Origin of the sequence: Nocardia amamiensis (assembly GCF_015477605.1) — a bacterium.
Classification (GTDB): Bacteria; Actinomycetota; Actinomycetes; order Mycobacteriales; family Mycobacteriaceae; genus Nocardia; species Nocardia amamiensis_A.
On sequence record NZ_JADLQX010000062.1, the window covers coordinates 1 to 11,806 of the forward strand.

An 11,806-nucleotide genomic window follows, 5' to 3' on the forward strand; every position below is an offset into this window, starting at 1 on the left:
ACATCCCCACTCCGGCCGGAGCCACGCCACGCGAGATCGGCACCGCGGCGACCGCCACGCTGTTGCCGATCGTGTCAGTCAACCAGGGCAAATCCACACGACCTTGACATTTCAGATTCCACAGAACGGTCGGGAAGTGGCCTCGGGCTTTGATCGCGCGCCGGTAGCGGGCATTGAGCGACTCGATGGCGTTGGTGCTGCAGATGACACGTCGGATCTCGATGTCGTAGTCGAGGAACGGGATGAATTCTTCCCACGAGTTCTCCCAGAGACGCACGATCGCAGCGTATTTCGATCCCCACCGCTCGGTGAGCTCGTCCAGCGCTGCCCGCGCCGCGGCGGCGTTGACGGCGGTGTAGATCGGTTTCACATCGCGGCGCAGCGCGTCCCAGTGCTGGCGGCCGGCCAGCCGGAAGGTGTTGCGGATCAAACGGATGAGGTCTGCACCGTGGCCAGCGGCCACACGTTGCCGACCACCTCCGGCAGGCCTTTGAGCCCGTCGCAGACCAGGAAGAACACGTCCTTGACCCCACGGTTGCGGATGTCGGTGAGCACACTCATCCAGCTGTTCTGGAGTGCTTGTCAAGTGGTGATGGGCATGCTGGGTCGACTCGCGATGAGACGCGAGTTTTTCGATTTCCGCCTGGAAAGAGGGTGGGTGGTTGTCCCTGCGGCGCTTACTCATGTAGGCGCGACTCCGATGGGTGCTGGCTGTTGTGCGCGCTCGCGTGATGGGACGGGGGCCGCACGTCATGCTGGCTGCGCAGTCCGGTCGGCGCCGGCGTGCTAAAACTTGTCGACGTCACTGCGGCCCCCGCCACCGTGACCTTCCGGGCGAGCCGGAAGGAGCCTGTTGTGGTCGGCGGTAAAGTTGTCGGCAGGGTCGGTTACGTCGTTCCGGTCACCTTCCGGGTGGCCGTGACGGACCGGCCCGCCTGGCGTGATTTCGCGGTAGACGCGGCCCATTGCGTTGCGTCATATGGCTTTTGGGATCGCATGATCGCGAACGCCAGACGATGGGCGCGATGAGCGACAGCGATGGTGGCGACGATGGGCTTCTTCCCAGCGGCGCGCAGTCGTTGCTTGTAGGCAGCGAAGTCGGGGTGATGCAGGGCGATACTGGTGCCGAGCGTGATCATGGCCTGCCGCAGCTGCACCGACCCGATCTTGCTGATTCGTACCGTGCTGGCCCGGCGGCCGGCGGATTCATAACTGGTCGGGGTCAGTCCCGAGTATCGGTAGGCGGCGTCGGCATTGCGGAATCGCCACGGATCACCGAGAGCCGCACCGTAATACGAGGCAGTGATGACACCGATCCCGGGAACGCTCAACAGCACTCCGGCTGGAGTGTGTGGCAGGATCTCGGCAAGGTGTTGCTCGCAGTCGGCCAGCTCGCTCTGCAGGATGTCGAACGCCGCCGTCTCCGAGGCCAGCATGCGCGCCGCGGTCGCGCGTTGGGCATCGGGCACGCACAAGGCCTCGGCAGCGGCGGCGATGACCTGGGCCGCTTTCGGCCGCAACATCCGTACGCCGTGGTCGGCAGCATGCCCCACCAGCTCTGTTGGTGTCATGGCCGCGACTCGTGCCGGATCGGGCACGGTCGCCAGCAGCATCCGCAGGGTTCTGGATTCCAACCCGCTGGCGAAGCAGCCTGTCAATCCCGGAAACGCCAGGTCGGCCAGGGCATGGATCTGGCTGCCGAGGACCTGGGCGGCATCCAGTTTCCGGCACCGCTGCGCGACCCACATCGCCTGTTCGGCCAGTGGACCGTCATGGCGGTGCAGAGGCCAGCCCTGACCTCGCACCAGCAACTCCACCATGGCCAGGCAGTCCTGACGGTCGGTCTTCACGCGGGCCCGCCCGAGCTGCACGCGCGCTGTCTTGACCTGAAACGGGTTGAGCTCAACGACATCGAACCCGTTGCGCGCCAGCGATGTCGCTACTGCCCGATGGTAGTGACCTGCCGCTTCCACTCCGATCCGGATGCTCTGGGCACCGGCTCGTCGTTCGGCGTCAGCGATCACCGTCACGAATCGGGACAGGCCGGAGACAGTTTGGTCGAACTCGAACAGATCTGCCACGATCCGACCGTGATGGTCAGCTACCAGCGCCGCCGCCGACCGCTTGCCGACATCGACCGCGACAACTAGGCACTGCTCCGGATCCAGACCACGAATCCTGGACACATAACCGGCCTGCGCGACACCACCAGCGAACCTGGCCAAGACGAGCCTCCTTGCAGTCGAACGAGTTTGGGTTCGCCCACTCTGCACAAGGAGTAGTCCCCGAACCAGGACTTACTATGAGAACTTCGCGCCTTCACCGCCGGTGCCGGCCCACAACCCGAGGATGTCCTTCTCACCGGTGACGCTGACTCCGATCGCGGCGTAGATCGGTCGGTTGGCGACCTGCCCGTCTCGGACCTTCACCACGATCGCATCGATGAAGACGGCCACATAAACCTCATCCAGCGGCCGGCTGACCCATTCCTGCATCTCGGCGACCACTTTGTCGGTGATACGAGAGACGGTCTCCTTCGATACCGACGCGCCATAGATCTCGGCGAAGTGCGTCGAGATCTCCCCGGTGGTCAGGCCTTTGGCATACAGCGACAGCACGATCTCATCCACCCCGCTCAACCGGCGCTGGCGTTTTTTGACGATCTGGGGTTCGAAACTGCCGTCGCGGTCGCGGGGCACCTCGATCGGCACCGGCCCGGTCGTCTCGGTCAGCACCGTCTTGGGCCTGGTCCCGTTGCGCACGTTCGCCGAGTCCCGCTCGGCGGGCGCCTGGTTCGGCTCGAAGCCTAGGTGCTCGGTCATCTCCTCGTTCAACGCCGTCTCGAGGACGGTCTTGGTGAACTGTTTGAGCAGCCCGTTCGGCCCGGTCAGGGACAAGCCCTGTTCCTTGGCCATCCGCACCAGCTCCGCCGCTGCCAGCTCCTCGGCCGAAGCCTCGGCCTTCTTCCTCGCCACGGCATCAAGTGTCGTCATCACGGCACCTTCCCGCTGACCATCCGGTCAGCGAATCAGGCCGGAAACACCCATAAATCCACAGTCCCCGCTGGCGAGCCCACGCTTCCCGGGCAGCGAGCAGTGTGGGGAGATTTTCCTTGGCCCATGTTCTACATGCGGTGATCGGCCCGTACAGAGTGCGGCCGAGGTCGGTCAGTTCGTACTCGACGCGGGGCGGGATCTCGGCATAGGCGGCGCGGGTGATGAGTCCGTCACGCTCCATGGCTCTCAGCGTTTGGGTCAGCACCTTCGGGGTGACGTTGCGCAGCGGAACCTGGAGTTCGGAGAACCGCCTCGGTCCGTCTTCGAGGCAGCCGATGATCATGCCTGTCCAACGCCGACGCCGCTTGACAGATACAGAGGGCCCACGGCGCGAGCAGACACGTCGAAGCCGCCATTCACGGCCTCACCTTCGGGGACGGCGTGCAGGTCGTCGCCGGGGACGTGCTCGACGCCGCTGCCGTTGCCGCAGTTGCGGCTGGCCATGACGCTGCGATCAGCGCAGTGTACGACCCGCAGGCCGCACCGCTAGGGTTCTTTGCAAGCGCTGCGACCAGCTTGCTCGACGGCCTGCCGAAGGCCGGTGTCGCACGGGCCCTGGTCGTCGGTGTCGTGTCCACGCTTGATGTGGCGCCAGGCTTGCCGATGTTCCAGGCCCCGGACTTCCCTGACGAGTACCGGGAGTTCGGGCGCGGGCACATGGCCGGCCTCCAGGCGTTCCGTGACAGCGCCACCGATCTTGACTGGCTCGTGGTGACCCCGCCGATGGTGCTCGATGATGGCACACGCACCGGTTCGTACCGGATCGGAGGTGACGAGGGGCTAGCGTCCTCGGCTGACCGCTTCACGGACGGCGGCGCGACCGGCGCTGGTCTAAACCCGAAGCCGGTGTGCGGGCTGGTCCACTACTCCGTCGCGCGGGCGAAGTTGGGCTGGCTCAGTGAAACCCATACTCCCCATTCGAAGTCGTTGTCCGAGTCCACGACGTGCAGGATCAGGCGAGTCCGGATGAAGAAGTGTTCCTCGCCGATGACGCACTGCTCGTCGCCGAGGACGTTGCTCGAGTCGCGTGCCAGGTCCTGATTCCAGTAAGCGGGCGCGACCGTGCCATAGCTGAATGGCAGTCCATCATGTTCCTGACCGCAGCATGAGCAGAGGAATTCCAGATCCGTTTGGTGACCGATGTAGGGGTTTCCCTAATTGCGCATGCTGGTTGTGGTGAGGAAACGTAGGTACTGTAATGACGCCATTGCCGATACAACCCGCCCCCGACAACGGCGTCGGCAGGTCGACAAAAGGGGTCGGCAACAGAGGCGGGGGACACCCCATACCTATCCAGAACCCAATAACCGGGAGACCAGAATCCGACCAGAACCTGCGACGACTTGTTCGTTATGAACGCTCCCGACTTTCCGGCTGGCTTACGAACGCCACATATATGAATCCGGCTCAGGTAGGTATGTAGGTAAGGTCGGTGACCCAATTGCGATTTGGCTCGGACGCGGTGAAGTCGCGGTCGAGAAGATCCGGCGCTCGGCGATGCTCGAAGCCTTTCCCCGCGATCGTGGTGCGATGTTTGCCGCCGCGGACCACGCCGGGCATGCCTTCCTGGCGCATCAAGCGGTCGACGGTGCGGATCCGACCTTGAGGGCCTGACGCGCATGCCCTCGGGCGTACCGGTGGTGACGTGCTGCGCGTCGGTCAGATACGCGTCGGTCATCGTCAGTGCTGAGGGGCCTGTGGTCTTCCAGTTCCGATACGTGCGTCCGGCGACCTGCATGCCCTGCTCAGTGACCACGCCGCAGATCGGATCGACCCGGTAACCCGGTGCACGCATTCGGTCGATGAGCGGGCAGATCAAGGGTGGCGCGGGTCGATCTCCGGTGACGAAGAAAATTGAAGCCGCCTTCAGAATCTCGTTAGCCTCCTTCAGAACTCGTCTTCTCGTTCGAGTTCCTTGATCCGCCCCTGTACCGCACTCGTCACCCCGGAAGGCTTGCCGGTGTCGATTCTGGGCCTGTTTCACCCAGACACGCAGGGTCTCGGCATGGACGCCGAGCTTCCCGGCGAGCGCCTGGCAGGCGGCATACGCCGACGGATAACCGTCGAGTCGGTCCAGCACAATCTTCACCGCAAGCTCATGCTGCTCGATCGGACAACGCTTGGGCATGGTCCACATCCTTCACAGAGAAGGGAGCGGCCGGAAAGTGGAAGCGGTTCAGGTGAGGTCGTCGCCCGATTCTGTCCGTTTTATCTGCACCAGCTCGAACAGCGCGTCGGGCGGCCAGGCTGCTGCGGGTGAGCCCCGGGGCGAGGGTTGCGTGGAGATGGTAGGCATTTCCCCCATACTGTTTGGTCCGTTCCGCTGGAATTGTGCACAGTGTCAGCACATCACTCTCGAAGTATCAGGACATCCCAGTGTTCATCGGCGGTCCAAACAACTCTGCTGCCACCGTCATGGTGCTTGCGGTGTACGAATTCGAAAGTGAAACACGAGGAGTGGAGCCGCGCCTGCTTCATCGCGGCCAGTCGATCGCGAGCACCGGAGCGAGCGATATCTCTTCGCGGTTTAGCGTCCGGCTGACGAGGGAGCAGACCGAGAGCGCACGTCGATAGCGAATGCTTCCTCCGCCGTCCTCCGGCGGCAGAAAGGTGATACCAGGTCATGGATATTCCGGATAAGTCGTCACCGCCGAGACGACCTGAAGGCCACGGGTATAGACAGATGTGCTACCCGAGCCCCGCGGTCGCCGATCTCTGGCTTGCGATGAAGCGCGACCGGCGTCGCGAGAAGGCTTCGCTACCACCTGGGTCAGGCAGGGTTGGTCCTGGTCGTCCATGCCTGTCGATGTCTGCAGTGGCTAGTGTGAAACGCCGCCTGTCTCCACAGTTTCCCATCCTTTCTGGTTGAAGGTTATAGCAGTGATCCGGGGACAGCTGTCGGCGGGGCTGCGACCTCACCTGGCGTTGCCGTAAGGGTCGCGTATGCCGAAGGAGAACGCGCGATGAGGGATTACTCGCGACAAGTGTTGAGCGGTGAGGGCGACAACGACTACGCCCGCTATATGCGAACCGACGCGCTGCTCTCGCTTCAGCGGCGCCCGGAAGAGATGGTGCACCGTGACGAATTGCTGTTCCAGATCGTCCACCAGTCGACCGAACTGTGGCTGAAGCTGGCCTGTTCCGAAATTCGTGAAGCAACTGCGCGAATCCAGGACGGCGAGTTGGACGGCGCTACCACGTTGCTGGCTCGGGCTTCGCTCGCGATGGAACTGGTGACAAGTCAGTTGGAAATGATGCGGCACTTGTCGCCGTGGGATTTCCAGACCATCCGCACCGTGCTCGGCCACGGCTCCGGCGCAGACTCCCCCGGCTGGCTGTCGGTGCGGCGGGACACCCGCACCCTCGGCCGAACCTTCGCCGCGCTAGTCGAGGAACGTGGGATCGACCTGGACGGGATGTATCGCGCCGAGCGGAAGGACGAAATCTACCGGCTGGCCGAGGCGTTGATCGAGTGGGACGAGCGGGTCTCGCTGTGGCGAGTACGGCACTACAAGGTCGCCGCTCGGGTCATCGGACACCAGGTCACCGGCACGCAGGGCACCCCGGTGGAAACGCTGACCAAGCTCATCGCACACAGGTTCTTCCCCGAACTGTGGCAGATCCGCACTCACCTGACCGAGACAGGCCCCATGGCCGACCCGTACACCGATTCCGTCCAGGGCGGCTCGCTATGACGCCTGAGGCATTTCGCGCGCGCTTCCCGATGTTGCGGCGGACCGTATACCTGGCCAGCTGCAGTATCGGTGCTCGTTCGGTGGAGCTCGATCGAGCGATGGCGCAGATGCTGGCGGAGATGACCGTAGGCGCGGCGTGGCAGGCTTTCGAGAGCCAGGTCAGCGAGGCACGCGACCGGTTCGCCGCCTTGATCGGCGCGCGCCCCGACCAGGTGGCGATGGTACCGAACGCGTCGGTCGGCGCGTACCAGGTTGCCTCCACCCGGAACTGGGAGACTCGCTCGCGGATCGTCACCACCACGGCGGAGTTCCCCTCGATCGCTCATGTCTGGCTCGCCCAACGCTCCCGCGGCGCTGAGGTCGTGTACGCCGCCCCGACACCGGAAAGCTATGCCGCGCTGATCGACTGCACCACCAGGCTGGTGTCGGTACCGCTCATCGGTTATCAGGACGCGGCTCGCCTGCCGGTGGCCGAGGTGGTGCGGACCGCGCATGCGGCTGGTGCCGAGGTTCTCGTCGACGCCTATCAGGCCGTAGGGGTGGAACCGGTCGACGTGGGGACCCTTGACTGTGACTTCCTCGTTGCCGGCACCTCGAAGTATCTGTTGGGCCTGCCCGGCCTCGCCTTCCTGTATACCCGCTCACCTGAGCGCGTCGACCACGCGCCGCGCCTGACTGGCTGGTTCGGCCGGGTTGATCCGTTCGCTTTCGATCCGCGTCGACTGGACTTCCCAGCGTCGGCCGCTCGATTCGAGACCGGCACGCCCGCGGTGCCCGCCTGCTATGCCGCCAACGCCGGGCTGCGCTTGATCGGCAAGCTGGACCTGGCCACCGTCCATGACCACGTGAGGCGCCTGACCGAATTCGCCCGTGAGCAGCTGGCCGAGCAAGGCGAGCAGGTGCGCGCCGTGGCGCCGATGCGGCGCGGCGCACACATCGGACTGATCGATCCCGATCCTTCCGGGCTCGGACACCGGCTCGCCGAACGTGACATTGCGGTCAGTCCCCGCGGCGACGTCGTACGACTGTCGTTCCACTACTACAGCGATGTGGACGACGTCGCTGCGCTCTGCGCGGCTCTGCGCGACGCCCGGCGCACCGAGCCACGTGCCTCGTCCCATGTTGTCCCGAGCCGAGAGGCAGTCCCATGTCCACCGCTGAATTGAGATCATGGCTTCACGCACCGGATCCCGAGCGGTTCCCCTACGAGGCCGTGGTCCGCACCTATCACTGCGTCGGCAAGCACTTTGTGCCCAACGAGCTGCTGGAGCTGCTCGGCAAGGCCCGGGCGGTGCTGCCCGGCGTGCACGGTCCGTGGCCGCGGTTGCGGACACTCGCCGCCTTCCTCGACACCGCACTGGACAAGCCGGACAGCCGCTACGACTACTCGTCCTACCTCGCGCTGCCGCTACTGGAACTGCCGACAGCCGACGACCCGGTGCAGCAGGCTCCCTTTGCCCGATCCCGCTGCGACCGGCTCACCTCGCAGCTCATCACCGACGTCCTCGCCTTCGAATTGGCGGCACTCGAGGGACACACCACGCTGCTGCCGAAGATGCGACCAGCACCGGAGCTGGTTGTCAAACGCTTCCGGCACGGCGTGCGGGCGATCGGGCCGGCGCTGACCCGCATGGCGCTCGACAGTGGATTGACGGTCAAAGAGCCGGTCGACCTGGCACGCCAGGCATGCGCGCTGGTGCGCGCCGATATGTCCCCTGCCGAGCGGCGCGCGCTGCAGCTGAGCATGCTGCCGGTCTACACGGCGCACGACGAGTACTTGTTCCTGCGGGTGTTGCAAGCATTCGAAACAACTTTCGCGCTGCTGGCCGTACAACTCCGTGGAGCAGTGGCCGGCCTGACAAGCGGTGAAGTCGACCGCACGGTGCACTACCTGACATCGTCTGGGGCAGCGCTGCGCGAGGCGGCGCCGCTGTTCTCGATGCTGGCGACCATGCAGATCGAGTCGTTCCGGACCTTCCGCGAGTTCACGGAGGGGGCCAGCGCTATACAGTCGAATAACTACAAGATCGTCGAATCGATCTGCCGCCAGCCGGACATCGAACGCCTCGACTCCCCCGCATACCAGTCCGTTCCCGAGGTACGTAATCGGGTGATGGCTGGGCTGCACATCACGCTCGACGAAGCCTACGCCCGAGCATGCCGCTCCGGCGATCTGATGGAGGCAGATCAGACACGTCTGGCGGAGGCGATGGCGGACTTCTCCAGTGCGCTGCTCCGCTGGCGCACCACCCACTATCGGCTGGCGGTGCGGATGCTCGGCGACGCCAGTGGCACCGGCTACACCGCAGGCACTCCATACCTCGCGGCAGTACAGAACGTCCCGGTGTTCACCACCGTCGAAGCGAGCTGGTCACGACGAGCCACCTCCGAGCACAGTTCGTGAACGCAGGAGGCCACAGCACAACCACGTTGAACGCCAGGATTGGCCAGTCACCGGCCACGCTGGGGTTGTTCGGGATCGCCGTGTGATATGCGATTATGCCAATCGAGCCCCGAACCGGTCTGCGTCGGTTCGAGGCTCGTTCGGGGGTATTCGCGCCTATCCACCGGTCGCCCGGTAATTGACCAGCCGAATGTACCCCACAGTACGCGGCGTCACCTAATCCGGAATCACCGCCACTTCTACAAAGCCTCCTGGACACAGCCCAGCGCAGATGATTCCTTCACCGAGACGGTGATCAACCGCAGCGTTGGCGATAAAGGTGTTGATCGGCTCGTCCTCTCGGGCGGCGCCCACCAGCTGTTGCAGGGTGAGGGAGAAGCCCGAGACAGTACGGGCGGCGGTGTCGATCACCTCGGCGGCGGCAACCTGGTTTTCGGAGTGGGGCTGCGCTCCAATTCGGACAGAGCCCAGTGCGTTTCGGAGCCGTGCCCGAACTTGCCAGCGATCAGGTCGCGAGCTTGCTGACGGCGCGACAGCTGCTCGTGGCGGCTTGCTCGGCGAGTCCTTCGCCGAACTTCGGGGCCATCAGTGCTGCCGTCGCGATTCCAAAGGCGCGGATCCACTATTGCTCGCCCCTTCGGCTTGTCCCGAGACCACATCAGACCTACGGGCGCCCGCCTAGCAGCACACCCGTTATCGGTGCACGACAGGCTGACTACAGCACCGGTTTCTGTTGGCCGCTGCCCAGGTCACCGGTAGCGCCGAGCGTGTCGGCTGCATCGTAGGCGTTTCCCCCGTACCGCTGTGGGCACGGGGATGAAAGGTTCTCAACGTCGACTCTTTTCTTCAAGAGGACGAGGGCGTAGGCGTGGAAGTGAACTCGGAATCCAATATTTTCCCGACACCGCCAGTGATCGGCAAGCAAGCTGCGGGAAGTTAGTACCTACAGTGTGCATGCCCGAACCACACCGTCGCCTCGGATACCGTCTGACTCCTGGCTTTCTTGTCTTCTGGGCCGGGCGTTCGGTCGCTCTTACTGGCGACGGGATGGTTAATGTAGCTCTCATCTTTTCGGTCGTCTCGCTCGGCGGATCGGCGATGGATATCGGGTCCGTGCTCGCGGTGTCCGTCGTTGCGCGAGTTGCTCTCACGGTGCTTGGTGGGATACTCGCGGACCGGCTGCCGCGGCGCCGGATCTTGCTGGTGAGTGATGTGCTTCAGGCTGCGGTGCAGTTCTCTGTTGCCCTGGTACTCCTGTGCGGTGTTGGGCGACTGTGGATGTTGTTGGCCGCGTCAATCGCATACAGCGCCTCATCTGCGGCGGCCCGTACTGCGCTTGCGGGACTTGTGCCGGAGATCGTCGGAAGAGATCGAACCGGCGAACTCCGGCAGGCCAACGCGATGCTGGGCATGTCGCAGAGCCTGTCCCGGGTGGCGGGCCCATTGCTGGCCGGTGTGCTGGCCGCTGTGACCAGCCCCGGCTGTGTCTACGCGATCAATGGCGCCAGCTTCCTGGTGAGCGCCGTGTGTATGGCTTCGCTGCGACTACCGGGCAGACTGGCCGGCAAAGGCGGCTTTATGTTGTGGCGGGAACTTACGACCGGTTGGCGGGAGATCGTGTCGAGGCGCTGGTATCTGACCGGTTTGCTGGTGCACTCCGTCTACAACCTGGTCTCGGCACCGTTCTTTGTGCTGGGCCCGCTTCTGCTCGGTGGGGCGGCCGTGTGGGGTGTGGTGTTGGCGGGCGGGGCTGTCGGAGGGGTAGCCGGGTCACTGCTCGCAGCCTGGTGGATGCCGGGCAGACCGCTTGTGGTCGGCCATCTTCTGCTGATCTTCGGTGCGGCGCCCCTGTTGGTGCTTGCCATGGGCGGGGCGGCCTCGGTCGTGGGCATCGCTGCGGGGCTTGGCATGCTGGCCACGGCTTACGTCAACGCAGTATGGGCAACAGTTGTGCAGAGCACGATTCCGTACGAGGTTATATCTCGGGTTAGTTCGTACGATTGGTTGGCATCCCTGGTCAGCCTGCCTGCTGGGTATATGTTGGCTGCGCATCTTGCGCGGCAGGCAGGCGCCGGCAGCGTATTAGCCGGTTCGGCGGTATTACTTGTTGCGGTGGTTATTCCTTCGGCATTCGCAGGCTCGGTCCGAGCGGTGAGACAGCCCGACCGCTGCTGAGCCGGGCCGTCTGTCACACAGCGGGTCCTAGTGCCTCGTCAAGCAACCTTGGGTAGGTAATCGGGTCGCCGGATCTTGGAGTTGACGGCGAACTCGCGCTTGGGTTGGGCGTGCTGGTTGTACCAGCGGATGTAGGCGCCGATCGCGGCGTCCTGTTCGTCATGGCTGCGGTGGTCGGTTCCGTTCAACGCGAAATAGCGGAGAGCGGCGAATTCGGCTTCGATCCAGTTCAACCACGATGAATAGGTCGGCAGGAACACCAGTTCCACGTCGTTGACCGCGGCCCAGGCGCGGACCTCGGCTCGCTTGTGCGGGGAGAAGTTGTCGACGATGACGTAGAGCCTTTCGCCAGGCCAGCGCGCCCGCAGCGACTTCAGCAACGACAGGAACTCCTGCCATCGCTTCCGATCCCGGATCCGATAGTGGAGCTTGCCGGTTGATAGATCCAGAGCGCCGAGCAGGTGCCGCACGCCCTG

At 64.3% G+C, this 11,806-nt stretch carries 10 protein-coding genes and 4 pseudogenes; 6 read left to right on the plus strand and 8 right to left on the minus strand.

What is annotated here, in order from left to right:
- Nucleotides 1-106 precede the first annotated feature (106 nt).
- The 4 genes and pseudogenes from IU459_RS35650 to IU459_RS35665 all read right to left on the minus strand — a co-directional run.
- Nucleotides 107-564 (minus strand): annotated as a pseudogene (locus IU459_RS35650) (transposase); the annotation flags it as partial.
- A gap of 323 nt (nucleotides 565-887) precedes the next feature.
- Nucleotides 888-2,225 (minus strand): IS110 family transposase, encoded by a 1,338-nt coding sequence (locus tag IU459_RS35655; RefSeq protein WP_195134007.1) that lies wholly within the window; start codon nucleotides 2,223-2,225, stop codon nucleotides 888-890.
- Nucleotides 2,226-2,306: 81 nt separating this feature from the next.
- Nucleotides 2,307-2,996, minus strand: a pseudogene (locus IU459_RS35660) (IS256 family transposase); the annotation flags it as partial.
- Nucleotides 2,980-3,342 (minus strand): annotated as a pseudogene (locus tag IU459_RS35665) (winged helix-turn-helix transcriptional regulator); the annotation flags it as partial. The pseudogenes IU459_RS35660 and IU459_RS35665, both read right to left, overlap by 17 nt.
- 95 nt (nucleotides 3,343-3,437) lie before the next feature.
- Between IU459_RS35665 and IU459_RS40235 the strand changes: the two are divergent.
- Nucleotides 3,438-3,821: pseudogene (locus tag IU459_RS40235) on the plus strand (NAD(P)H-binding protein); the annotation flags it as partial.
- A gap of 98 nt (nucleotides 3,822-3,919) precedes the next feature.
- On the opposite strand, the gene IU459_RS40240 reads toward IU459_RS40235, so the two are convergent.
- The gene (locus tag IU459_RS40240; RefSeq protein WP_369123104.1) at nucleotides 3,920-4,198 is read right to left on the minus strand and encodes a DUF2199 domain-containing protein; all 279 of its coding nucleotides are present in this window, start codon (nucleotides 4,196-4,198) and stop codon (nucleotides 3,920-3,922) included.
- Nucleotides 4,199-4,463: 265 nt separating this feature from the next.
- A complete protein-coding gene (locus IU459_RS35675) occupies nucleotides 4,464-4,634 on the minus strand; it encodes a hypothetical protein (protein WP_195134010.1) in 171 nt (56 codons plus the stop codon).
- A gap of 382 nt (nucleotides 4,635-5,016) precedes the next feature.
- Between IU459_RS35675 and IU459_RS35680 the strand changes: the two genes are divergently transcribed.
- The 4 genes from IU459_RS35680 to IU459_RS35695 all read left to right on the plus strand — a co-directional run bounded on the left by IU459_RS35680 (nucleotide 5,017) and on the right by IU459_RS35695 (nucleotide 9,155).
- Nucleotides 5,017-5,316 carry a hypothetical protein gene (locus tag IU459_RS35680; protein ID WP_195134011.1) on the plus strand — a complete coding sequence of 100 codons (300 nt, stop codon included), beginning with the start codon at nucleotides 5,017-5,019 and terminating at the stop codon, nucleotides 5,314-5,316.
- Nucleotides 5,317-6,019: 703 nt separating this feature from the next.
- Nucleotides 6,020-6,751, plus strand: a complete 732-nt coding sequence (locus tag IU459_RS35685) for a tryptophan 2,3-dioxygenase family protein (RefSeq protein ID WP_195134012.1) — start codon at nucleotides 6,020-6,022, stop codon at nucleotides 6,749-6,751.
- 80 nt (nucleotides 6,752-6,831) lie between these two features.
- Nucleotides 6,832-7,917: an aminotransferase class V-fold PLP-dependent enzyme gene (locus IU459_RS35690; protein WP_324199153.1), complete on the plus strand. Its 1,086-nt coding sequence runs from the start codon at nucleotides 6,832-6,834 to the stop codon at nucleotides 7,915-7,917.
- Entirely contained in the window at nucleotides 7,899-9,155 is a 1,257-nt protein-coding gene (locus IU459_RS35695) for a tryptophan 2,3-dioxygenase (RefSeq protein ID WP_195134013.1), read from the plus strand. The genes IU459_RS35690 and IU459_RS35695 overlap by 19 nt, the downstream gene beginning before the upstream one ends.
- A 216-nt stretch (nucleotides 9,156-9,371) precedes the next feature.
- On the opposite strand, the gene IU459_RS35700 is transcribed toward IU459_RS35695, so the two are convergent.
- Nucleotides 9,372-9,566 carry a hypothetical protein gene (locus IU459_RS35700; protein WP_195134014.1) on the minus strand — a complete coding sequence of 65 codons (195 nt, stop codon included), beginning with the start codon at nucleotides 9,564-9,566 and terminating at the stop codon, nucleotides 9,372-9,374.
- Nucleotides 9,567-10,109: 543 nt separating this feature from the next.
- Between IU459_RS35700 and IU459_RS35705 the strand changes: the two genes are divergently transcribed.
- Nucleotides 10,110-11,330 carry an MFS transporter gene (locus tag IU459_RS35705; RefSeq protein WP_195134015.1) on the plus strand — a complete coding sequence of 407 codons (1,221 nt, stop codon included), beginning with the start codon at nucleotides 10,110-10,112 and terminating at the stop codon, nucleotides 11,328-11,330.
- Between the two features lie 38 nt (nucleotides 11,331-11,368).
- On the opposite strand, the gene IU459_RS35710 is transcribed toward IU459_RS35705, so the two are convergent.
- On the minus strand, nucleotides 11,369-11,806 hold a 438-nt coding region (locus IU459_RS35710; RefSeq protein ID WP_195134016.1), incomplete at its 5' end, for a transposase.